The sequence below is a fragment of the Streptomyces sp. NPDC054872 genome (assembly GCF_053610705.1).
This window is the reverse complement of sequence record NZ_JBSGYY010000039.1, coordinates 58,684-81,900: the sequence shown is the minus strand read 5'-3', so window position 1 is coordinate 81,900 and position 23,217 is coordinate 58,684. Positions and strand designations below refer to the sequence as shown.

Annotated in this window: 18 protein-coding genes; 6 read left to right on the top strand and 12 right to left on the bottom strand. The window is 71.8% G+C overall.

Annotated features, from left to right (window positions below; all coding sequences use genetic code 11):
• Positions 1-10: 10 nt before the first annotated feature.
• Genes ACWGIH_RS34920 through ACWGIH_RS34910 form a run of 3 tightly spaced genes read right to left on the bottom strand, consistent with a single transcriptional unit; the run spans position 11 to position 3,059 of the window.
• Positions 11-1,303: an ABC transporter substrate-binding protein gene (locus ACWGIH_RS34920; RefSeq protein ID WP_453449283.1), complete on the bottom strand. Its 1,293-nt coding sequence runs from the start codon at positions 1,301-1,303 to the stop codon at positions 11-13.
• The gene (locus ACWGIH_RS34915; protein ID WP_453449282.1) at positions 1,303-2,139 is read right to left on the bottom strand and encodes a carbohydrate ABC transporter permease; all 837 of its coding nucleotides are present in this window, start codon (positions 2,137-2,139) and stop codon (positions 1,303-1,305) included. Before ACWGIH_RS34915 ends, ACWGIH_RS34920 begins: the two co-directional genes overlap by 1 nt.
• Positions 2,136-3,059 (bottom strand): carbohydrate ABC transporter permease, encoded by a 924-nt coding sequence (locus ACWGIH_RS34910; RefSeq protein WP_453449281.1) that lies wholly within the window; start codon positions 3,057-3,059, stop codon positions 2,136-2,138. The genes ACWGIH_RS34915 and ACWGIH_RS34910 overlap by 4 nt, the downstream gene beginning before the upstream one ends.
• 181 nt (positions 3,060-3,240) lie before the next feature.
• Between ACWGIH_RS34910 and ACWGIH_RS34905 the strand changes: the two genes are divergently transcribed.
• The gene (locus tag ACWGIH_RS34905) at positions 3,241-4,095 is read left to right on the top strand and encodes a phosphotransferase (RefSeq protein WP_453449280.1); all 855 of its coding nucleotides are present in this window, start codon (positions 3,241-3,243) and stop codon (positions 4,093-4,095) included.
• A gap of 61 nt (positions 4,096-4,156) precedes the next feature.
• On the opposite strand, the gene ACWGIH_RS34900 is transcribed toward ACWGIH_RS34905, so the two are convergent.
• The 4 genes from ACWGIH_RS34900 to ACWGIH_RS34885 all read right to left on the bottom strand — a co-directional run bounded on the left by ACWGIH_RS34900 (position 4,157) and on the right by ACWGIH_RS34885 (position 8,496).
• A complete protein-coding gene (locus tag ACWGIH_RS34900) occupies positions 4,157-4,882 on the bottom strand; it encodes an exonuclease domain-containing protein (RefSeq protein ID WP_453449279.1) in 726 nt (241 codons plus the stop codon).
• A gap of 103 nt (positions 4,883-4,985) precedes the next feature.
• Entirely contained in the window at positions 4,986-6,227 is a 1,242-nt protein-coding gene (locus ACWGIH_RS34895; protein WP_453449278.1) for an SAV2148 family HEPN domain-containing protein, read from the bottom strand.
• A 103-nt stretch (positions 6,228-6,330) separates the two neighbouring features.
• Complete coding sequence (locus tag ACWGIH_RS34890) at positions 6,331-7,647, bottom strand: copper amine oxidase (protein WP_453449277.1); 1,317 nt, start codon at positions 7,645-7,647, stop codon at positions 6,331-6,333.
• Positions 7,648-7,710: 63 nt separating this feature from the next.
• The gene (locus ACWGIH_RS34885; RefSeq protein WP_453449276.1) at positions 7,711-8,496 is read right to left on the bottom strand and encodes a Tat pathway signal sequence domain protein; all 786 of its coding nucleotides are present in this window, start codon (positions 8,494-8,496) and stop codon (positions 7,711-7,713) included.
• A gap of 157 nt (positions 8,497-8,653) precedes the next feature.
• On the opposite strand from ACWGIH_RS34885, the gene glgX reads away from it, so the two are divergent.
• On the top strand, positions 8,654-10,762 hold the full coding sequence (glgX, locus tag ACWGIH_RS34880) for a glycogen debranching protein GlgX (protein WP_453449275.1): 2,109 nt from the start codon (positions 8,654-8,656) through the stop codon (positions 10,760-10,762).
• Here the strand turns inward: glgX and ACWGIH_RS34875 are convergent.
• Positions 10,737-12,041 (bottom strand): MFS transporter, encoded by a 1,305-nt coding sequence (locus tag ACWGIH_RS34875; protein WP_453449274.1) that lies wholly within the window; start codon positions 12,039-12,041, stop codon positions 10,737-10,739. The genes glgX and ACWGIH_RS34875 overlap by 26 nt on opposite strands.
• An 81-nt stretch (positions 12,042-12,122) precedes the next feature.
• On the opposite strand from ACWGIH_RS34875, the gene treY reads away from it, so the two are divergent.
• Positions 12,123-14,600, top strand: coding sequence for a malto-oligosyltrehalose synthase (gene treY, locus ACWGIH_RS34870; protein ID WP_453449273.1), 2,478 nt, complete (start codon positions 12,123-12,125; stop codon positions 14,598-14,600).
• On the opposite strand, the gene ACWGIH_RS34865 is transcribed toward treY, so the two are convergent.
• On the bottom strand, positions 14,580-15,623 hold the full coding sequence (locus ACWGIH_RS34865; RefSeq protein ID WP_453449272.1) for a cytochrome P450: 1,044 nt from the start codon (positions 15,621-15,623) through the stop codon (positions 14,580-14,582). The two genes, treY and ACWGIH_RS34865, sit on opposite strands and share 21 nt — an antisense overlap.
• 264 nt (positions 15,624-15,887) lie before the next feature.
• Between ACWGIH_RS34865 and ACWGIH_RS34860 the strand changes: the two genes are divergently transcribed.
• Entirely contained in the window at positions 15,888-17,138 is a 1,251-nt protein-coding gene (locus ACWGIH_RS34860) for a M14 family zinc carboxypeptidase (RefSeq protein ID WP_453449271.1), read from the top strand.
• A gap of 26 nt (positions 17,139-17,164) precedes the next feature.
• Here the strand turns inward: ACWGIH_RS34860 and ACWGIH_RS34855 are convergent, their stop codons facing one another.
• Positions 17,165-17,716: an FHA domain-containing protein gene (locus tag ACWGIH_RS34855; RefSeq protein WP_453449270.1), complete on the bottom strand. Its 552-nt coding sequence runs from the start codon at positions 17,714-17,716 to the stop codon at positions 17,165-17,167.
• 163 nt (positions 17,717-17,879) lie between these two features.
• Between ACWGIH_RS34855 and treZ the strand changes: the two genes are divergently transcribed.
• Positions 17,880-19,625: a malto-oligosyltrehalose trehalohydrolase gene (gene treZ, locus ACWGIH_RS34850; RefSeq protein ID WP_453449295.1), complete on the top strand. Its 1,746-nt coding sequence runs from the start codon at positions 17,880-17,882 to the stop codon at positions 19,623-19,625.
• Positions 19,626-19,658: 33 nt separating this feature from the next.
• Here treZ and ACWGIH_RS34845 read toward each other — a convergent pair whose 3' ends face one another.
• Positions 19,659-20,783 carry an aminopeptidase P family protein gene (locus ACWGIH_RS34845; RefSeq protein WP_453449294.1) on the bottom strand — a complete coding sequence of 375 codons (1,125 nt, stop codon included), beginning with the start codon at positions 20,781-20,783 and terminating at the stop codon, positions 19,659-19,661.
• A 114-nt stretch (positions 20,784-20,897) separates the two neighbouring features.
• Positions 20,898-21,689: a PDZ domain-containing protein gene (locus tag ACWGIH_RS34840; protein ID WP_453449269.1), complete on the bottom strand. Its 792-nt coding sequence runs from the start codon at positions 21,687-21,689 to the stop codon at positions 20,898-20,900.
• A gap of 236 nt (positions 21,690-21,925) precedes the next feature.
• On the opposite strand from ACWGIH_RS34840, the gene ACWGIH_RS34835 reads away from it, so the two are divergent.
• Positions 21,926-23,146: a hypothetical protein gene (locus ACWGIH_RS34835; RefSeq protein ID WP_453449268.1), complete on the top strand. Its 1,221-nt coding sequence runs from the start codon at positions 21,926-21,928 to the stop codon at positions 23,144-23,146.
• Positions 23,147-23,217: the final 71 nt, after the last annotated feature.

The window sequence follows — 23,217 nt, the reverse complement described above, 5'->3', positions numbered from 1 at the left end:
TGCCGGCGGCCTAGCGCTGATACCTCGCAAGCACCAGATTCCCGTCCTTCACCAGTCGTTCGCGCAGCTCACCCATGCCGATCGCGCCGCTGTAGTACTCCTGGAGCGCCGGGGTCGCCACCTTGTCCTTCCACTCCGCGTAGCCGCGCACCGACTGGGCGGGCGCCGAGCGGAGGTCCTTCGCGAGCGCGGTGCCCGTCGCCCAGTCGTTCTTCTTCGTGTGCAGCGCCGGATCCTTGAGGGCCTGTTCGCCCGTCGGCAGCATCCAGTCGCCCTGCGCGAGGCGCACCATGTTCTCCGGCTGGAGGAGGAAGTCGATGAACTCGACCGCCTCCTTCTTGTGCTCGGTGTCCTCGGAGACCGAGAGCGTCTGCGGGCTGACGCCCTGGGCTAGGCCCTCCGCCCCGGCCGGTGCGGGAAGGACCTGCCAGTCGAAGCCCTTGGGCGCCTGCTGGACGATCTGCTGGCGGTAGGAGAAGCCGAGCGGCACCATCGCGTACTTGCCGCCGAAGAACCCCGGCAGCGTGTCGGAGCCGCCCATGCCGAGAGTGGTGCCCGACGCGCTCTTGTCGATGTTGACCTGGTCATGGACCGTGCGCGGCATGGTCTCGTCGGCCTTGCCGAAGCGGATGTCGACCTTGCCGTCATCGCCTCGGTGGAAGACCGTGCCGCCGGTGGAGAGCGACAGGTTGAGCGTCGCGGAGACCGGTTCCTTGAGCGGCCAGGCCACGCCGTACTTGCCCTTGCCGTCGCTCAGGTCCCTGGTGACCGCCCGGAACTCCTCCCAGGACCAGGGCTTCTCGGGGGTCGGGATCCGTACGCCCGACTCCTTCAACCACTTCGCGTTGGCGATCAGGACGCGGGGCTCCTGGAGGAACGGCACGCCGTACACGCCGTCCCCGAACGTCGTCGTCCGCCAACTCCGCTCGGGGATGTCGGACTTGAGGCGGTCGGGGAGCAGCTCGCCGAGGTCAGCGAGATAGCCGCCGTACGCGAAGTCGGCGAGGTCGTCCGACGCGTCGTGGATGATGTCCGGCGCCTCGCCGCCCTCGAAGGAGGTGAGGAGCTGGTCGTGGACGCTGTCCCAACTGCCCTGGACGTACTCGACCTTGACGTCGGGATGGGTGGCGTTCCACTCCTTGACGAGCGCCTTGTTGACGTCGACGGACTCCTTCTGCCAGGCCAGGGACTGGAACTGCAGGGTGATCTTCCCGTCGTCGTCACCCGAGTCACCGCTGCAGCCGGTGAGCAGCAGCGCGAGCACCGCGGTGGCGGCGGTCACGAGCCGTGGTGCTGTGCGCATCAGGCCTTCACCGCCCCTGCCATCATGCCGCCCGTGATCCGTTTCTGGATGATCGCGAAGATGACGAGCGAGGGGATGGTCGCGAGGAAGGCCGCCGCGGCGAGCGGCCCGAGGTCCGCGACGCCCTCGCTGCCGATGAAGCGGTTGAGGATGACCGGCAAGGTCTGCTTCTCCGGGGTCTTGAGCAGGACGAGCGCGAAGAAGAACTCGTTCCATGCGGTGATGAAGGCGAACATCGCCGTGGCGACGATGCCGGGGGCGAGCAGGGGCGCGACGACCGAGACGAACGTGCGCACCTTGCTCGCGCCGTCGACCGCGGCCGCCTCCTCCAGTTCGGTGGGCACGGCGCGGACGTATCCGACGAGCATCCACAGCGCGAAGGGCAGCGACCACACGACGTAGACCATGATCAGGCCGACCAGTGAGTTGATCAGGTGCAGGTTCTTCAGGATCAGGAACAGCGGGATGATGATCAGGACGAAGGGGAACGCCTGGCTGATCACCACCCAGCCCGTCGCGGCCTTCGAGACGCGATTGCGGTGCCGCGCCATGACGTACGCCATGGGGGTCGCGATGACGACCGCGATCAGGGAGGCGCTGAGCGCCGCGATCAGGGAGTTGCCCGCGGCCTGGAGCAGCGGCTGCTCGTCGAAGGCCTGCCGGAAGTTCTCCAGGGTCGGGTCCTCGGGAATCCAGGTGGGATTCAGGCTGCCCAGTTCCCGCGCGGGCTTGAAGGCCGTGGAGATCAGCCAGAGGAACGGGAAGGCGAGGAAGACGAGATAGGCGGCGAGCGCCACGTACTGCGCGGTGCGCGTGGACTTCTTCGTACGCATCATGACTCGTCGGCTCCCTTCAGGCGGCCGACGAGGTAGAAGGCGAGGATCACGGAGATCACCGCGACCATCACGCAGCCCATGGCCGCGGCGTAGCCGAACTGGCCGTAGCGGAAGGCTTCTTCGTAGGCGAAGAGCATGGGCAGCCGGGTGCGGCCGCCGGGGCCGCCCTGGGTGAGGACGTAGACCAGGGCGAAGGAATTGAAGTTCCAGATGAAGTTGAGCGCCGTGATGGCGAGGGCGATCGGCTTGATCGCGGGCCAGGTGACGGTACGGAAGCGGCGCCAGGCGCCCGCGCCGTCCATCGCGGCGGCCTCGTGCAGTTCGCGCGGGGTGTTCTGCAGCCCGGCGAGCAGCGCGACGGTGGTCTGCGGCATGCCGGCCCAGATGCCGACGACGATGACGGCGAAGAGCGCGGTGGCCGTCCCGGTGAGCCAGTCCTTGCCCTCTCCCAGGCCGAGGTTGGAGAGCGTCTCGTTCAGCACACCCGCGTCCGGGTGGTAGACGAGCCGCCACATGATGCCGACGACCACCTCGGGCATCGCCCACGGGATGATCGCGAGCGCCCGCGCCAGCCAGCGCATCCGCAAGGGCTGGTTGAGCAGGAGGGCGAGGCCGAGGGCGAGAAAGAACTGCGGCACGGTGACGCCGAACGCCCAGAGCAGGCCGATGCGGAACGAGTCCCAGAACAGGGTGTCGTGCAGCAGGTCCTGGAAGTTCAGGAGGCCGATCCACTCGGTGGGCTCGGTGCGGCCCGACTGGGAGTCGGTGAACGCGAGCATGATGCCGTAGAGGAGCGGCCCCACGCTCAGGATCAGGATCGGGATCAGCGCGGGCAGCACCAGGAACCAGGCGCCGTGGTCCGTGCCCCTGCGGGCGGACGCGCCGTTCGCTGACCGCTTTGTCGCGGTCGCCAATGTCACGGAATCGGCTCCTTTGGGCGGCTCAGTCGGGGTTTGGCCGCCCAGGCGGCCCCCGTCATCGTGCTGATGGGATCTTGATACGTCAAGCAGCTACGCAGGCCTCGCAGCCGCTTGGCCTGTGCGAATGGGAGACTGTGCCGGGCTGCGTGGCGCACGCAGCGAGCGGTGCGGGAGGCAATGGATGGACGAGGCGCGGGCACGGGACGTACTGGGCGCCGCGGGGCTCGATCGGGACGCGACGCTGCTCGCGCTCGGCGAGAACGCGGTGTTCGGCGGTGGCGGGACGGTGGTCAAGGTCGGGCGTGCGGCGCCCGAGCTTCTCGACCGCGCGCGGCGGGAGTTGCGGATCGCGCACTGGCTCGAGGAGTCGGGGGTGCCCGCGGTGCGGGCAGCCGAGGGCGAACCCCGGCTGGTGGACGGGCATCCGGTGACGGTGTGGCACCGGCTGCCGGACGCCGTGCGCCCCGCCGAGCCGCGCGACCTCGCCCCACTCCTGAGGCTCGTGCACGCCCTTCCCGCGCCGGACTTCGAGCTGCCCCGGCGTGAGCTGCTCGGCGGGGTCGAGCGGTGGCTGCGGCTCGCGGGCGACGCGATCGACGTGGAGGACGCGGACTACCTGCGCGAGCGCAGGGACGGGTTCGAGGCCGCGGCATCGGCGCTCACCCCTCGGCTCGCTCCCGGTCCCATCCACGGCGACGCGCTGCCCCGGAACGTCCTCGTGGGCGCGGACGGGCCGGTCCTCGTCGACCTGGAGACCTTCTCCACCGATCTGCGGGAGCACGATCTCGTGGTGCTCGCGCTCTCCCGGGACCGGTACGGTCTGCCGGCCGAGGCGTACGACGCGTTCGTCGCGGAGTACGGCTGGGATGTGCGGGAGTGGGAGGGATGCGCGGTGCTCCGGGGTGCCCGGGAGACGGCCAGCTGTGCGTGGGTCGCGCAGCATGCCCCCAGCAATCCGAAGGCCCTGGCCGAATTCCGCCGCCGGGTCGCGTCGCTGCGTGACGGCGATCCGAGTGTGCGGTGGTACCCCTTCTGAGGGCCTGAGGTTCTGAAGGCCTGAGGGCTGCACCGCACTGCACCGCACCCGTCATCCGCAGTCAGACGCCGGACGCGCTGAACTCCTCCTTGAGCGGCCATGTGCCGTCCACCACCGCGTCCGCCTCGCCCTTCTTCCGGAGGAACTTCTGGAAGTCCGCGGCCCACTGCGCATACCAGTCGATCTGACGGCGGTGCAGCTCCGCCGGGCCGAACGCGGCCAGCTTGGGGTGCCGCTCGGCTATGGCGGTGGCCAGACGGGCGGCGGCCAAGGCGTCCGACATGGCGTCGTGCGCCGACTCCAGGAGCACGCCGTACTCGGTGCAGACCGCTTCCAGGTTGCGCTTGCCCTTGCGGTAGCGCTCGACGGAGCGGTCGATGGTGTACGGGTCGATGACCGGGGCCGGTTCCGCGCCGCCCAGGCGCTCACGCAGGGACGGCAGGCCGTGCCTGCGCAACTCGGCGGAGAGCAGGGTCAGGTCGAAGGTGGCGTTGTAGGCGACGACCGGGACGCCCGCCTGCCAGTACGACACGAGCACCGCCGCTATCGCGTCGGCGACCTCCGCGGCAGGTCTGCCATGCGCGGCCGCCCGTTCGTTCGAGATGCCGTGCACCGCCACCGCCTCCGCGGGGATCTCGACCCCCGGGTCGGCGAGCCACTCCTTGCGGCCCAGCGTCTCGCCGGCCCTGACCTCGATGACCGCTGCCGTCACGATGCGCGCCTCGCGCGGGTCCGTCCCGGTCGTCTCCAGGTCGAAACCGATCAGCAGCTCCCGGTGCCAGCTCATGGCCGCCCCCTTCTCTGTGGTGCTTTCCCCCATTGACCACCACGATCCCACGCGCCACTGACAATCCGAGGCGCGCGTTCCGCTTGCTCGGGAGACCGCTCGCTCAGGACACCGGCCGCGAGTCCGCCCAGGCCAGCTCGAACTCCTCCCGGTACGTCTCGAAGAGTCCGCTCTCGTCAGGGTCGTCCGCCTTCACCACCCGGCGGCCGCCGCGCAGCACGAGCACCGGCGCCTCCATCCCGCGCGTCCTGCGCAGATACGACTGGACGACCGCGATGCCGTCCGCGCCGTCCCCGTCGACCAGATACGCGGTGAAGCGCGGCGTCTCGTCGAAGACCTGGATCTCGAAGGCACCGGGGTCACGCAGGCGGGCCCGCACCCGCCGCATGTGCAGGATGTTCATCTCGACGCTGCGGCTCAGTTCGCCCCGCTTCAGGCCCAGTTCACGCTCCCTGCGCTTGACCGCGCTGCTCGCCGGGTTGAGGAAGAGCAGGCGTACCCGGCAGCCGGACTCGGCGAGGCGCACCAGGCGGCGTCCGGAGAAGTTCTGGACCAGGAGGTTCAGGCCTATCCCGATCGCGTCGAGGCGCCGTGCCCCGCCGAAGATGTCCTCGGCCGGGAACTGCCGCAGAAGCCGCACCCGGTCCGAGTGGACGCCCACCACATCGGCGTACCGGTCGCCGACCAGGGACTCGACGGCGTCGACGGGCAGCCTGCGGGCGGAGGGCGTGTCGGTTCCCGTGCCGAGTATGTCCAGGAGCCGCGCCGAGGCACGCTCCGCCTGGGCGAGCACGGCGGTGGACAGGGCACGGTTGCGGGAGACGACGTTCCGGGTGACCTCCAGCTCGTCCAGGGCCAGTTCGACGTCCCTGCGGTCGTCGAAGTACGGCTCGAAGCACGGCCAGTGCTGCACCATCAGCTCCCGCAGCTGGGGCAGCGTGAGGAAGCTGAGGACGTTGTCGTCGGCCGGGTCCAGCAAGTACCCCTTGCGGCGGCTCACTTCGCGTACGGCGACGGCCCGCTGCACCCACTCCTGCCCCGCGGGTCCCGCGGCGGCGACCACCCAGTCGTCGGCGTGGACCGGTTCGTAGATGGGACGCAGGACAGCGGCCACGACCGCGCGCAGCCGCTGCTCCACGAGATTCAGCCAGATGTAGGCCCGCCCTGCGCGCTGGGCGCGCGTGCGCACCTCGCGCCAGGCGTCGGCGCCCCAGTCCAGTTCGGGTCCGATCTGAGATCCCATCTCCATCGGCCGCGCCAGGGACACCGCTCCGGGCGGGCCGTCCGCGGAACTCCCCTCGTGACCCTCGTCACCAGGGGGCAGTTCCCGCCCTCCCGAGCTCACTCAGCGCACCCCTTCCGCTCCCCCGAGCACTCCCCCGTTCAACGATCAAGGAAGGGTACTCCGGGAGCGGCGGCCGGTGCAGCCGGATGGGGAGGGTGGATTCTCAACGACCCAGTGGCGGCTGGCCGTTCTGGTCGGCGAGGTCCTGCGGAGTGAGCGGGCTCATAGCGGTCACGTCGCGCGCGGCCAGCGAGAAGCCCTGCCAGTGGACCGGCATCGGCTGCTGGTCCTCGTCACGGGCGATGTGGTGGAAGCCCACGTGGACCCAGGTGATCGGGTGCGTGAGGGACTGGCCGTTCACCCACTTGTCGACGCTGTCCGGTACGCCGTTGGCGCACCCCGGGTTGTTGCTCGCGTACTGCTCGCACTTCTTGTACTCGGTGAAGTACACGTCGTGCTTGGTGTAGGGGCGTCCCGCGTGCTTGGTGCTGGCCCCGGGCACGATCTCGTACGAACGGGGGTGGCCGTCCTTGTTCTTGCCCGCCCCGCTGACCACGCGCCACCAGCGCATGTCCTTGCGGTCACCGGCGAGCTCCTTGGTGACCTTGGTGCGGGTGGTCTTCGTGGTGGGGCTGCCCTGGCCGGTGGGCGGGGTGACCTTGGAGTCGTACTGCTCGACCTTGGCCTTCGGGGAGCCGTCCAGGCCGAAGTTGAGCCGCCAGAAGACGTTGTGGGCGTGGCTCTCGGCCTTGGCCTGCTCGCCCTTGCCGATGGGCCAGCCGCGGCTGTCGCCACCGTCGTAGTCGTACGGCGAGAGGCTGCCGGTCGCGCCGACCTGGGAGGTGATGGTGCCGTCCGAGGAGAACCGCCACTCGGTGATGTACTCGTACCAGGAGGCCTTGTTCACGGTGTAGACGAGCAGGTCCTTGCCCTGATCGGTGAAGACCTTGCCGGTGGCGCCGGTGCTCTCGTCGTCGTTGAGGCGGTACGCGTGCCCACGCGCGCGCGTGGTGGTGCACAGGCCCTTCACGTCGCCCCGCTGCGGGACCTTCACGGTCTTGATGGTGCCGCCGGGGCACTCACCGGGGTTCAGATTCTGCAGGGCCTGGCCGAAGTCGGTGCCGGTGACGTCGTCGTACTCGGCCTCGCCGTCGTCGTAGGGGACGTGGACCTGCGCGAGGCGGGCGCTGGTCAGGACGGGTATCGGCTTCGCCTCGTCCTTGGGCTGGTAGCTGATCTTGTCGAGGATCAGGCCGGACAGCGTGTTGTAGTGCCAGCACATGCGCCAGGTCGTGCCGCCGTCGACGGTCTGCTCGATCTTGTAGGCGTCACTGCAGTCGGCGGCCGCCGCGGGGGCGCTGGGCGCCTTGGGGGTGGCCGATGCTTGCGGGGCGACGGTGACGGCGCCGCCGATCAGCGCGGAGACCGCGAGGGCCAGGCCGGCCTTCTTGCGGGCGCGCGAAAGTCTGTTGACGTGCATTGCGGTGTGAACTCCCTCGTACGAGGAGAAGCAGAAGTGTGGTGTCGTGCGGGTCAGGGCCGGTCAGCCGAGGCGGCCCACGGAGCGGGTGCTCAGGTCGACGACGAGGGACCGGGTGTCGATCCACGGACCGTTCTTGACCTTGGTGACGACCTGGAGGCACCGGTGCTTGCCGCACTCGGCGAGGCCGGCCGGCACACGCTCGACGGTCTCCTTGCGGAAGACCATGCCGCTCAGCTGAAGCTGTCCCGGTCCGGTCAGCGCCTTGCCCGTGGCGTGTTTGAAGTCCTGCTTCAGGCCCTTGCCGAGCGGGTCGGCGATCAGCAGCTGGGCGCCCTCGGCGAGCTCTTCCTGGCTGGGCGGCGGCTGGACGTTCTGCGTGGTGTTCGTGGTCTCCACCTTGCCGGTCTCCACGTTGACCGTCTTGGTGATGACCGCGTCCTTCTTGTAGTCGTAGTAGACGACTTCCGCGCGGCGCGGGGCGGTGGCGCCCTCGGCGCCGGGGTCCGGCTCACTGAGGTTCGTCGACAGGAGCTGCGGGCCGCGGTCGCCCTCGACGTCCCTGGCGCTGGAGCGAAGAGCGCCCGACACCGATGCCTTCTCGGCCCGCTCCATCTCCGCGTCGGTCAGCGGGTCGCTGCCTATGCCCTTCTCGCCCTCGTCGGGCGCCGCCTCGACGACGCCGTCCTTCGCGATCGCGTTCTGCTTCGCGTCCGCCGCGTTGGCCTGGCGGCCCCCCGACTCGCCCGCCCCCGGCAGTGTGACGCCCACAAGCACCGCGGTGGCGGCCACCGCGACTGCCGCGCTCGCCACCACCTTGCCCAGGTTGCGTCTGACTAGCTCTCGCACTTACTCCCCTTTTCCCCCACGAGCCCCTAGAAGGGGCATACCGAGTAGTGGTCGGTCGGTTAGACGGCTTCAACTCCCGCGTGGTTGCCCCACTTTCGGGGAGACTCTGACCAAAGTGACCCCGAGCCGAGGGGGCGGTAGTGGAAGAGTCGTATGCATGCAGGTGTGGCCAGGGCAGGCGTATCCACTCGGCGCCACGTACGACGGCGCCGGCACGAACTTCGCGGTCTTCTCCGAGGCCGCCGACCGCATAGAGCTCTGTTTGTTGCACGACGACGGCTCGGAGACAGCCGTCGAGCTGCGTGAGTCCGACGCGTTCGTGCTGCACGCGTACCTGCCCGGCGTGATGCCGGGCCAGCGGTACGGCTTCCGTGTGCACGGTCCGTACGACCCCGCGCAGGGGCACCGCTGCAACTCGGCGAAGCTGCTGCTCGATCCGTACGCCCGCGCGGTCAGCGGCAAGGTCGACTGGGGCGAGGAGGTGTACGGCTATCGCTTCGGCGCCCCGGACAAGCGCAACGACATGGACTCGGCGCCGCACATGATGACCTCCGTGGTGGTCAACCCGTACTTCGACTGGGGTGACGACCGGCCGCCGCGCACCCCGTACAACGAGACGGTGCTCTACGAAGCCCATGTCAAGGGCCTGACCATGCTCCACCCCGACCTGCCGGACGAGTTGCGCGGGTCGTACGCGGCGCTCGCGCACCCGGCGGTCATCGATCACCTGGTGCAGCTGGGGGTGACGGCCCTGGAGCTGATGCCGGTGCACCAGTTCGTGAACGACCACCGCCTGGTGGACATGGGCCTGAACAACTACTGGGGCTACAACACGATCGGCTTCTTCGCGCCCCACAACGCGTACGCCTCATGGGGCGACCGGGGCGAGCAGGTCCTGGAGTTCAAGCAGGCCGTGAAGGCGCTGCACGAGGCGGGCATCGAGGTGATCCTCGACGTCGTCTACAACCACACGGCCGAGGGCAACCACCTGGGCCCGACGCTCTCCTACAAGGGCCTGGACAACGCCTCGTACTACCGCCTGACGGACGATCCCCGCTACTACATGGACACCACGGGGACCGGCAACTCGCTCCTGATGCGGTCGCCGCACGTACTACAAATGATCATGGATTCGCTGCGGCACTGGGTCACCGACATGCACGTGGACGGCTTCCGCTTCGATCTCGCGGCGACGCTCGCCCGCCAGTTCCACGAGGTGGACCGCCTGTCGTCGTTCTTCGACCTCGTGCAGCAGGACCCGATCGTCAGCCAGGTGAAGCTGATCGCCGAGCCCTGGGACGTCGGCGAGGGCGGCTATCAGGTGGGCAACTTCCCGCCCCTGTGGACCGAGTGGAACGGCATGTACCGCGACACCGTGCGCGACCTGTGGCGGGGTGAACCGCGCACCCTCGCGGAGTTCGCGTCCCGGCTCACCGGTTCGTCCGACCTCTACCAGGACGACGGACGGCGCCCCTTGGCGTCGATCAACTTCACCACCTGTCACGACGGTTTCACTTTGCACGACCTCGTCTCGTACAACGAGAAGCACAACGAGGACAACGGCGAGGGCAACCAGGACGGCGAGAGCCACAACCGCTCCTGGAACTGCGGGGCCGAGGGCGAGACCGAGGACCCGGACGTCCGGGAGCTGCGCGAGCGGCAGATGCGCAACTTCATCGCGACGCTGATGCTCTCGCAGGGCGTCCCGATGCTCAGCCACGGCGACGAGTTCGCCCGGACGCAGGGCGGCAACAACAACGCCTACTGCCAGGACAACGAGATCGCGTGGGTGCGCTGGCCGGAGGGCGAGAGCACCCAGCTGGAGTTCACGCGCGCGATGGCGTGGCTGCGGCGCGACCACCCCGTCTTCCGCAGGCGGCGCTTCTTCCACGGCCGTCCGGTGGAGGGCACGCACGACGAGCTCTCCGACATCGCCTGGTTCACGCCGGAGGGCGAGGAGATGACGCAGGAGGACTGGGACGCGTCGCACGCACGGGCGCTGACGGTGTTCCTGAACGGCAACGCGATCTCCGAGCCGGGCACCCGCGGCGAGCGGATCTCCGACGACTCGTTCCTGATGATGTTCAACGCGTCGGCGGAGCCGCTGGAGTTCGTGATCCCGGTCAATCACGGCCGTCAGTGGCAGGTGGTCGTGGACACCTCGCGGTCGGAGGGGGTGCCGCCGGACTCGGGACCGAAGGCGGGGGCCGGTGAGCGCCTGACGCTCGCCGACCGGAGCCTCACCGTCCTGCGGCGCCCGGCGTGATCTGAGGGATGGCGTGCGCGCCGCCGTCCGCCGCCGGGCGGGCGGCGAGCGCGACGAGGAACGCGACGGCGGCGGCCGCGCTGCCGAGGGCGAACGCCGCTCCGGGGCCGTACGACTCGGCCAGGCGGCCCGCCACCGCGAGGGTGACCGCCTGGCCGCCGACGAAGGCGCTCGCGGCCCACGTCATCCCCTCGGCGAGCCGCCGCGGCGGACAGGAGCGCTCGGTGAGCGCGAAGCCGGTGATCAGGTTCGGGGCGAAGATGGCGCCGAACACGGTCACCACGAGGTACAGGGCCGTCATGCTGCCCGTCCACACCAGGGGCAGCGAGAGCAGCGCGGCGGCGGCCGTCGCCAGGCGCCAGCGCGCGTACAGGCCGAACCGCTCGGGCAGCGCGGCCATGGAGAGCCCCACGACGGCGCTCATCACCCCCATGGCGGCGTAGACGAGCCCCGCCTGGCCCGGCTGCCCCAACTCCTCGGTGAGAGCCGTGATGCCTGCTCCGCAGGCGCCGAGCAGGACACCGACGAAGACGAGCCCGACGCGTACGACGACGACCTGGCGCGGCAGGCGCTCGCCGCCGCCACGCGCGCGTGGCGCCTGTGCCGCCCGCGCTGTCCGGCCCGTGGGGTGCAGCGCGAAGGCGGAGCCGCAGACGGCGACCAGGAGCGCGGCCGCGGCGAAGGCGTACGCCGGGTGGCCCGCCACGGCGGCCAGGCCCACGAAGGCGGGGCCGAGCACGAAGGACAGCTCGTCCATCGTGCTCTCCAGGGAGAGGACGGTGTTGACCAGACGGCCGTCACCGCCCGCCTCGCGGACCAGCGGGACGGCGCGTGCGCGGGCCAGCGGGCCGATCCCCGGAATGCTGGCGCCGGCGAGCACGGCGAGGGCGACGAGCGCGGGCGTGGGCAGATCGAGCAGGGCGCCGAGCGTGTAGACCGCGATGGCCACGGCGTTGAGCAGTGAGAACCCGAGGACGACGGGGCGCTGACCGCGGCGGTCGGCGAGGCGGCCGACGAGCGGGCCCATGGCCACCTGGCCGAGCGCGAGCGCGCAGGCGACCACGCCACCCGTGGCGAGCGAGCCGCTGGTCTCGGTGACCAGCAGGACGCTGCCGAACTGGATCATGGCGACGGGGAGCCTGCCGAGGAACGAGATCACCGGCAGGAGGGCTCCGGTACGCCCGATCACTTGCCGGTAGGTGTCCAGGAGACCGGGCGCGCCCCGGTCCTCCCGCGGCCCCTCGTGCGCGTCCTGTGCGACCTGTGCTTTTGCAGCCATCGTCCGAAGCTAGTCACACCTTGACGCCCAGAAGCATGAGTCGATGGCACGAAAGCCCGCCAGGCGGGTACGTACGTTCGCATGACGCCTGAGCGCTCAGAGCCAGCGGTCCCGCCGCCGCCCACCGCCACGTACCGGCTGCAGCTCCAGCCGGAGTTCCCCTTCGCCGCCGCCGAGGCGGCCGTCCCGTACCTGGCGTCGCTGGGGGTGTCGCACCTGCATCTGTCGCCGGTGCTCGAGGCCGTCCCCGGGTCCACGCACGGCTACGACGTCGTGGACCACGCGCGCGTGCGCGCCGAGCTGGGCGGCGAGGAGGGGCTGCGGTCCCTCTCCCGCACCGCGCGGGCGCACGGGCTCGGCGTGGTCGTGGACATCGTGCCGAACCACATGGCGGCGGTGCCGCGCCACAACCACGCCCTCTGGGAGGTGTTGCGGGAGGGGCCCGGTTCGCCGTACGCGCGGTGGTTCGACATCGACTGGGACGCGGGCGACGGGCGCGTGCTGCTCCCGGTGCTCGGGCGCGGGGTCGGGGACGAGCTGGCGAGCCTGCGGGGGGACGGCGACGTGCTGCGCTACCACGAACACGCGTTCCCCCTGCGGGAAGGCACCGGCGAGCTGCCGCTGCCCCGGCTCCTGGACGCCCAGTGGTACCGGCTCGCGTGGTGGCGCCTTGCCCGTACGGAGCTCAACTACCGGCGCTTCTTCACCATCTCGGACCTCATCGGGGTGCGCGTCGAGGACCCCGAGGTGTTCGACGCGACCCACGCGAAGATCCTTGAACTGCTGCGGGAGGGGGTCGTGGAGGGGCTGCGGATCGACCACCCGGACGGCCTCGCGGACCCGGGGGCCTACCTCCAGCGGCTCCAGGAGGCCACGCACGGTCGCTGGACGGTCGTCGAGAAGATCCTCGCCGACGGCGAGCGGCTGCCCGCCGCGTGGCCCGTCGCGGGCACCACCGGGTACGACGCGCTGCGCCATCTCGACGGCCTCTTCGCGGACCCGGCGGGGGCGGGCGAGCTCCTCGGCCAGTACCGGCGGTTCACGGCCCCCGCGGTGGACCGGGGCGGCGACTGGGACGCGACGGTGCGGCGCGCTGCGTACAAGGTGCTCACCCATGAGCTGGCCGCCGAGACCGACCGCCTCACGCGCGAGGCGACCGCCCTCTGCGCCGCGGACCCCGCCCTGCGCGACCACGCGCCGTGGGCCCTGCGCACCGCGCTCCTGGAACTGCTCGTGCGGCTTCCCGTCTACCGGCCGTACGTCTCCGGAGGCGCCGAACCGGCTTCGGTGCTCACGGTGGCGGCCGCCGAGGAGGCCAAGGCCGCCTTCGCGGTGCGGGAGGAGGCCGAGGCGGTCGACGTCGTACGGGATCTGGTCCTCGGGCGGCTGGGGTCGGGGCCGGCGGTCGACGGCTTCCGCGCGCGGTTCGCGCAGGTCTCGTCGGCGCTGCGGGCCAAGGCGGTCGAGGACACGGCGTTCTACCGGCACGCGCCGCTCCTTTCGGCCGCCGAGGTGGGCGGCTCCCCCGAGCGTCCCGCGGTGTCCCCGGAGTCCTTTCACGCGTACTGCGCGCGCGTGCAGCGCGACTGGCCGTACTCGGGCACGGTGCTCACCACGCACGACACGAAGCGCAGCGCCGACGTGCGGGCCGGCATCGCCGTCCTCACGCAGTGCCCCGGGCAGTGGGCCGACCTCCTGGCCGACGTGACCGAGCAGACGGCGCGGATGGGCGGCGCGAGCGCGCCCGATGCCCAACTGGCCTGGGCGGCCTGGCAGACGGCTGTCGGCTTCGGCTTCCCCTACGACGAGCGGCTGCAGAAGGCCCTGCTCAAGCATGTGCGCGAGGCGGGCCTGCACACGAGCTGGACCGAGCCGAACGAGGCGTACGAGAAGGCCGTGACGGCGTTCGTGGAGGCGGGGCCCTGTGGACCGCCGCTCTACACAGTGGCGGAGTTCGCGACCGGCCTGCGGCCCCATGTGCGGGCGAACGTCCTCGGGGCCACGCTGCTCCAGCTGACGATGCCCGGGGTGCCCGACCTCTACCAGGGCACGGAAGGCGAGTACCTCGCCCTGGTGGACCCGGACAACCGGCGGCCCGTGCGGTTCCAGCCGCATGTCCTGGAGCACCTGGAGCAACACCGTGACCGCTGGGACCTCTCCGAGGAGAAGCTGGCGCTGACGGCGACCGCGCTGCGGCTGCGCAGGCGCCGCCCGGAGCTGTTCGGCGGCGCCGCGACGTACGAGCCGCTGACGGCGCGGGGTCCCGGGGCCGCGCACTGCGTGGCCTTCACGCGCTCCGGAGAGGTGCTCGCGGCGGTGAGCCGGCTCTCCCTGCGGCTGGCGGATGCGGGCGGCTGGCGCGCCACGGAACTGGAGCTTCCGCAGGGGCGGTGGGCTGATCTGCTCACCCGGGGGCGGGAGTTCACCGGGCACGCGCGCGTGGAGGAGCTTTTCGGGGAGCTGCCGGTGGTGCTGCTCGAGCGGGTCCCGACGGGGGCGGGCTCAGGTGAGGGCGCTGACGCGGGGGCGGGTGAGAGCTCAGCGGGGGCGGACGAGTAGCCGGCGCGGGGCGCGTGCCCGCAGGCCCTGGGGCGCGGGGCGGGAGCCGGGGGCCCAGCGCAGGCCCGGCATGGCGTCGAGGAGGGCCCGCAGGCCGCATTCGGCGGTGAGCGCGGCCAGGGCGGCGGCCGGGCAGAAGTGCTGTCCCGCGCCGAACGCCAGGTGGGCCGGGTCGGGTCGGAAGATGTCGTAGCGGTCGGGGTCCGCGAAGCGGAACGGGTCGCGCCCCGCGGAGCCGACGAGGCAGGCCACCACGGCGCCGGTGGGCAGCGTGGTGGCGCCCAGGGATATCGGCGCGAGCGCGCGGCGCAGCACGACGTGGGCGGGCGGGTCACGGCGCAGGGACTCCGCCCAGGCGCCGGGTATCAGCCCTGGGCGGGCGCGCACGAGGGCCAACTGGGCGGGGTGGTCGAGGAGGTTGGCGAGGAAGGAGGCCAGCGCCAGGCCGGTGGATTCGCCGCCGCCGGTGAGGAGCGTCCCGGCGAGAGCGGTGACCGTCTCGTCGGAGAGCGCCCGCCCGTCCGTCCGGGCGCCGCACAGCACCGAGAGTAGGTCGCGGCCGGGGTGGGCGCGCCGCCGTGCGACGAGGGGGCGCAGCAACCCGCCCAGCTCCGGGTGCGGGGCAGCCGTATGCGCGGGCGCCGTACGGCACCACTCCCGCACCCGCGCGGCGTCCTCCCAGGGCAGTCCGAGCGCGGCGACGGCGGCGGCCGCGGGCAGCCAGGCGCTGAACTCGGCGACGAGGTCGACCTCTTGCCGCCCGGCCACTCGCCGCGCGAGGACGAAGGCGGTGCGTTCGGCGGCGGCCCGGAGCACGGGCTCGACGAGCCCCCGGTGGACCTGGCCCGGCCCGGCCCCCGCCGCACCGAACCGTACGTCGGCGAGCGCGGCCCGGACATCCGCGTACCGGCTGAGCAGCCAGGCCCCGAGAAGCTCGTCGCGGACGAGGGGGTGACGTTCCCGGAGGAGGCGGTAGTGCGGGTAGGGGTCACGCGCCACGTCGGCGGACAGAAGGCTGGGCAACGGAACCGCTGGCGGAACGTGCCCATGGGGGGCCGGACTCGACAACACGGCAGACTCCCCGTTCCTCTTGGGCGCCCCCGCCGGAACGGGCGTGGTCGGTGGGTTTCAGGGGATCACCGCGGGGCGTCACACGCAGTCCGCATACACCCATTCGAGTGACGCTGCGGGACAACGCCGACGTGGGCTGACCTCCCTTCGGCCGCGCGCTTGACACGTGCCCGACCGCGTGGCGTACTGCGGATTGCGTCAGCGGACAAGACGGGGGTGAGTCAACTGGCGGACCAGCGCTATCCCAATGTGGCCGAACTCGTGCTGTCCGCCCGAGAGTTGGCGGCCCACCGCCCCGAGCTCAGCGCCCTGCGCCAAGTGGGCGCCTCGCGCGCCGGAAGACCTCTGCACCTGCTGTCCGTCGGCCACTCCCCGCGTGCCGTCCTCGTCGTCGCGGGCGCGCACGCGAACGAACCCACCGGCGGCTCGACGCTGCTGCACCTCGCGGAATGGGCCCTGCGGGACGAGGACCTGCGCGCCGACACCTCCTGGCACTTCCTGCTGTGCGCCGACCCGGACGGGGCGAACCTGCACCGCACGCCGGCCCCGCGCACCCTGTTCGACTACCACCGGCACTTCTTCCGCCCCGCGGGCCCCGAGCAGCCGGAGTGGTCCCCCTCGGTGCTGCCGCCCGACCGGCTGCCGCCCGAGACCCGTGCCCTGACCGGCGTCATCGACGAACTGCGGCCCTACTTGCAGGTGTCGCTGCACGGAACCGATCTCGGCGGCAGCTGGGTGCAGTTGACGCGAGACATCCCGGGGCTCGCGGAGCCGTTCGCCAAGTCCGCGGCCGAGCTGCACATACCGGTGGAGACGGGGGCTTCGGACGCCGCGGGCTGGCCGGTCTCGGGACCGGGGGTCCACGTGCTGCCCGGGCCCGGCTCGGCGGCCGCCTACCCGAGCCTCCCCGAGGACGCCCGGCACACGACCTGGCACCACGCCCACCGGTACGGCGGCCTGACCGCCATCGTCGAGGTCCCCATGTGGGCCAGCGACCTCGTGGACGACGCGGCCGCGCATCCCGCCCCGGTGCGCGCGCTGCGCGGCTTCTCGCGGCGGCTGCGCCACGACGCGGGGCTGGTCGAGGACATCCTCCGCGAGGCGCTCCCGCGGCTCCCGGAGGCGCAGGGGCCGCTGCTGCGCGCGGCGCGCTGGGCGCTCGACCTGGTGCCCGGCCTCGCCGACGACTGGGCCCGTCTGCCGCCCGCGGGGACGTCGATGGCGTACATCGGGAGCGTCGACGCCTTCGGGCGCCGCCTTCCGCTGCGGGCCGCCGCGATGCTGTTGCGGGTCCTGGCCACGGCGGGCGACCCGGCGGCGCCTCGCTTGGAGCAGCTCGTCCTGCGGTGGAGCGACGCGTTCGCCGAGCGGTTCAGGGCGCGCTGGGTGCCGCTGGAGGACCAGGTCGAGCACCAGTCACGGACGACGGTCGCGGCCGCGCGCCACGCGCGCGTGGGGACCGACTGACCACCTCGCGCCCCCGCGAAGGAGCTTCACGAGCCGGAGAGGCGGAAGCCCATCTTCCCGAAGCTGACCTGATCGCCGTCCTGGACGACGGCCGCGCCGATCACCCTGCGGCCGTTCACGGACGTGCCGTTGGTCGACCCGAGGTCGCGCAGCACCCACATGCCGCCCTGCCTGCTCAGCTCGGCGTGCACCCGGGAGACCGTCTCGTGGCTGAGCCTGAGGCCGTTCGCGGGGTCGCGGCCGATCCGCAGCGGCCAGGGGTTCCCGGGCACCGGCAGGAGCAGCTTCGGGAGCTTCTCGGCCTGCCAGGCCCTGCGCAGCCGGACCGTGAACCCGGAGACCGCGCCGACCGTGCCGAATACCGCCCGTGAGAGACGGCCCTCGGTCCGCAGATCCGCGGTGAGCGCGGCGAGTTCGTCCGGCTGGCGGGCGGCGAGCGCCAGCTCCATGCGCCGCACGAACGTGTCGTGCGACAGCTTGCCGAGGGCAGCGCCCTCCCTGAGCACCTTCAGCGCCCTGTCGCGCTCGGCGTCGGTCAGCCGCGCGGGGTACGTGTGGATCTCGAAGGACGACGTCACCCTGGTGATTGTCGGTCAGCTCGGCCGGGGTGTCCAGAAAACGCGTAACGACCGCGAACCGATCACTTCTGCAGCACGATGGACACGACGGAACGGACGTCACCACGGATGACGTACGGATCAGGACGGACGAGAGCGGATGGCGGACAAGGGGGAACGGTCGGTGGAGTTCGAGGTGTGGGCACCGGAAGCCGAACGCGTCGCACTGCTGTGTGAGGGCGCCACGCGCGCGATGGAGCGTGCCGAGGGCCGGCCCGGGTGGTGGACGGTGGACGCGGACGCCGCCGACGGGGCGCGGTACGGCTTCTCGCTCGACGAAGGACCCGTGCTGCCCGATCCCCGCTCACGACGCCAGCCGGACGGCCCCGACGGGCTCAGCGCCGTCGTGGACCACGACCGGTACGCGTGGCGCGCGCCCTGGGCGGGGCGCGGAGTGCGGGACTCGGTCCTGTACGAGCTGCACGTGGGGACGTACACACCGGACGGCACCCTCGACTCGGCGGCGGGGCGGCTCGGCCACCTCGCGGAGCTCGGCGTCACCCATGTGGAGCTGATGCCGCTCTGTCCGTTCCCGGGGCGGCACGGCTGGGGGTACGAGGGTGTCTCCCTGTGGGCCGTGCACGAGCCGTACGGCGGCCCCGAGGCGCTGAAACGATTTGTCGACGCCGCGCACGCGCAGGGCATCGGCGTCGTGCTCGACGTGGTCCACAACCACCTCGGCCCGTCCGGCAATTACCTGCCCGCGTTCGGGCCCTACTTCACGGAGACCCACCAGACCCCCTGGGGTGCGGCGGTCAACCTCGACGCCCCGGGGTCGGACGAGGTGCGCGCGTATCTGATCGGCAGCGCGCTCGCCTGGCTGCGCGACTACCGCCTGGACGGCCTGCGCCTGGACGCGGTGCACGCGCTGCGGGACACGCGCGCGTGCCACTTCCTGGAGGAGCTGTCGGCGGCCGTGGACGAGCTGTCCGACGAGCTCGGCAGGCCGCTCTCGCTGATCGCCGAGTCCGACCAGGGAGACCCGCGGGTCATCACGCCGCGCGCTCAGGGAGGTCTGGGCCTGCACGCGCAGTGGAACGACGACTTCCACCACGCGCTGCACTGCGCGCTGACCGGGGAAGCCCACGGCTACTACGAAGACTTCGCCCGGGCGCCCTTCGCCGCGCTCGCCAAGACGCTGACCGGCGGCTTCTTCCACGACGGGACGTACTCGACCTTCCGTGGGCGCCGGCACGGCCGGCCCGTGGACCGCGCCCGGACTCCCGCGTACCGCTTCCTCGGCTACACACAGACCCACGACCAGATCGGCAATCGCGCGCAAGGAGACCGGCTCTCCGCGGCCCTCTCCCCCGGTCTGCTCGCCTGCGCCGCCGCGCTCACCCTCACCGGACCGTTCACGCCGATGCTCTTCATGGGCGAGGAGTGGGGTGCCACGACGCCCTGGCAGTTCTTCACGGACCACACCGATCCCGAGCTCGCGGAGGCCGTGCGCCGGGGCCGGCGGCGGGAGTTCGCGGCGCACGGCTGGGCCGAGGGCGACATTCCCGATCCGCAGGACCCGGCCACCAGGGACCGCTCCTGTCTCGACTGGGCCGAGCCCCTGACCGACCCCCACGCGCGCGTGCTGGCCTGGTATCGCGAACTGATCGCCCTGCGCCGCGACCGCGGCGACCTCATCGACCCCGACCTGGCGGCGCTGCGGGTCGCGTACGACGAGGAGAGGCGCTGGTTCGCGGTCCGGCGCGGCGACCTGCGGATCGCGGTGAACATCGGCAAGGAGCCGGCCGACGTCCCCTTGGGCGGGCGGGGCACCCGGGTGCTCGCGGCGTGGGAGCCGGTCACCGCGCCCGGGGCCGACGGACTGCTGCGGCTGCCCGCCGAGTCGTGCGCGGTGCTCGCGACGCCGTGAGGCCTGGGCGGCTCAGAAGGCCTGCGCGGGCGGTCAGTTGACGACGGCCAGCTCGCGCGGCGTGGAGTTGAGGCGCCGTACGCCGTCCTCGGTGACCGTCACTATGTCCTCGATGCGCACTCCGAAGCGGCCCGGAAGATAGATGCCGGGCTCCACGGAGAAGCACATGCCGGGCACGAGCGGCAGTTCCTCGCCCTCGATCATGTAGGGCGGCTCATGGGTGGTGACGCCGATGCCGTGCCCGGTGCGGTGGATGAAGTTCTCGCCGTACCCGGCGTCGGTGATCACCGCCCGTGCCGCCCTGTCGACGTCCTGGCAGGCGGCTGAGGGCCGTACCGCGGCGCAGCCGGCCTCCTGCGCCTCGCGCACGATGTCGTGGACCCGCTGTGCCTCGGCGCCGGGCTCGCCCACGTGCACCGTGCGCGAGGTGTCCGAGCCGTAGCCGTGCAGCAGGCCGCCGAAGTCGAGGACGACCATGTCGCCGTGCTGGATGACGCGGGCGCCCGCCTCATGGTGCGGGTTGGCGCCGTTCGGCCCGGAGCCGACCACGGTGAAGTCGACCTGGGTGTGCCCGAACCGCCGCAGCAGATCGGCGAGGTCAGCGGCTATGTCGGTCTCCTTGCGGCCCGCGAAGGGGACCTTCTTGATCTCTTCGTACGTCGAGTCCGCGGCGGCGCCGGCCGCCGCGAGGCGCTCCAGCTCGGCGGCGTCCTTGACCGCGCGCAGCATGGGGAGCGCTTCGGTCAGGGACACGTAGGACGTGTTCGGCAGCTCCTTCTGGAGGCCGAGGAGGTGCATGGCCCAGGAGTTGTCGCTGATCCCGAAGCGGCCGTCGACGTCCAGGAGCGGAGCGGTCGCGGCATAGGGGTCCTTGCCGTCGGTCCAGTCCCGCAGGGAGAGCGCCCGCGCGCCCGCGGCCAGTTCCGCGTCCGGGGCTTCCAGGGTGGGCACCACGAGCACCGGCTCCTGGTCCGCGGCGAGCACGAGGACGGTGAGGCGTTCGGTGTCGGCGGTCGGCGCGTATCCCGTGAGCCAGACCATGTCGGGGCCCGGCGCGACCAGCAGTCCGGCGAGCCCCGCGTCCGCCGCGGCTGTCGCGGCGCGGTCCATGCGGGCCTTGTAGTCATCGGCGGTGAAGGGCGCGGGGGTGCCGGTCATGGGGGCCTCCAGGGCTGCTCGCTGCGGCGTGTACGGCACGGTGCCGGTGATGCCGATCCTGCCCCTGCCCCAGGGCATGCGCGAGCCGATTACGGCGGCCCCGGTCACGTCATCTCATGTCACGAAGCCCGGCGTCACCGACAGGGACTGGCGCCCTCCGTTCTCGTGGCGGACGGTCACGGTGACGTTCCTTCCCGGGTCCGCTGCGGCGACCGCGGCCGCCAGTGCCTTGGCCGACCCGACGCGGGTCTTGCCGAAGGCGAGCAGTACGTCGCCGCGTACGAGCCCCGCGGTGTAGCCGGGACCCGGGCTGTGCACGCCGACGAGCAGGGCCCCCGCGCCCCTGGGGGCGTCGACGGCCTCCACGCCGAGCGTGGGACGGGCGGTCCGCTCCCCGGCTCCGCCCGGCTCCTTCCGCGGCGGCTCCGGCGGGGCGGCGGGCGAACCGGGCCCGGCGGGGCCGCCATGGGCCGCTGGCCCATCGGGGGCCGCTGGCCCGCCCGGGGCCGTTTGCCCGCCTGGGGCCGCCTGGCCGCCCTGCCCTTTGGCGCCGCCCTGGGCCTGCGCCTGCTTCTGCATGTCGGCGAGTTTGCTCATGCCGATGACAGTGGCGCTCACGGTGCCGAGCCCCACCCCCGCCAGCACGAGGACGACCGAGAAGAGCAGACCGAAGAGCAGGGTGACAAGCCGCCGCCCGCGCCGCCGCGCGGCGTGCGGACGGTGACCGGTCCCGGATCTGCTGCCCGCGCCGGGTGCCTGCCCGGCACGGGCCTTTCGCCCGATGCCCAGCCTTCGCCCGACGCCGAACTTTTGATCGGTACCGAATCTGCCGCCTCTGCCGAACTTGCCGCCTGGGCCGGGCTCCTGTCCGGGCATCGGCTTGGGACGCAACGCAGTCTGTTCCATGGCTCGCCTCCGGCCACAGCCCTACCCGGCGTGATGCGGCGCGACGATTCACGAACGAGTGACGTCCATGTGTGCGCCCTTAACGACCGGGGGTCCCCAGCGGGCGTACGCGTCGGCCGGCGCGAATCTCCCCCGTTGTGAAGGAAAAGCATCGGAATGCGCAGTCGGTGAGCAGTGAGGGAATCAGGCAGTCCTGTTGTGGGTCTGCTGTCAGTGACCGCTGTTACTTTCGAAGCATGACCGAACGTGCACTCCGTCTGCTGCGTCAGGACCCACGCCTGGCCGAGCTCGCCGCGTTCCCTTTCGCATTCGACCTGTCCCGCACGGACCACGTCGAAGAGGTTCGTCTGGCGTCGGGCGGTCCGCTGGAAGCGATCGCGGGGGACGATTCCGGGGGCACGTACTTCATGTGCGGGGACGGCTCCGTGCTGTACGCCGATTCCGAGGGTGCCGCCGGGACCATCGGGGACAGCGTGGACGAAGCCCTGGAGATCCTTGTCGGCCTGCCCGGCTGGCATGACTACGTAGGCCTGTCGCCGACCGACGGCGAGGCGCGGATACTCGCGGAAATCGCCGACACGGAGGGCGACTTCCGCGAGGACTGCGTGCCCGATCTCGACGCGCGCCGCACCGAGCTGCGGACCGCGCTCGGACTTCCCGAGCGCTCCCCCTTGCAGCTCGTCGCACGCCTGCACGCCGCATTGCTGCGCACCGAACCGGACCACCTCCTCCTCAACGCCGTCGAGCACGTGGCGTACAGACGCCTCGATCCGCATCCGCGCCCGCCCCTGTGGGAGCAGGTGCTCGCCCGGGGCCGCACCGACCTGGCCCTGCTGCGGACGGGCGACCGCACGGTCTGGGACACCGTGGCCCGGAACCGGGCCCGCAGGGTGGCGGCGCTGCGGGCCGCGCAGTACGACCGGCGGAACACGGACCGCCCCCTCCTGCGCCACCTCCTCAAGCATGAGGCGGACGCCCCCATGTCCGACGAACTGCGGCTCGCCGTCGTCCTCGTGGGGCTCTACGGCCTGGCCGAGGACCTGCCGCTGCTGCGCGAGGTCCACGAGACGACGTACGACACCTGGTGCGGCCTTGCCGGTCTTCCGGAGGAGGCCGGCCAGGTGCGCGTGTGGGCGCGCTCGTTCGACGACTCCAACTATGGGGTGGATCCCGACGACGAACCGGAATCCACCTGGCTGGAACTCGCGCGGGAGCAGGGGATGGTGGAGACGGCCCGCGCCCACCTGATCCGCGAGCTGGACGACACCGGACCCGATCCGGCTCAACTGGCGGTGCTGCGCGATGAGTTGGCACTCATCGGCGACTACACCCAGGCGATGCGGGCAGCGCGTCTGCACCGGTCGCTGCAGAACACCGACCAGGGCCGGGCTGCCGCCGACGCACGCATCGCCGAGCTGGAGCGGAAGGTCGTGGACGCTCCGGCCACGGAATCGTAGGGGTCCGCGCGGCCCAGCCCCCGACCCGACGGCGGCACCACGCACCCTTGCGGCTCAGGAGGGTTGGGGCC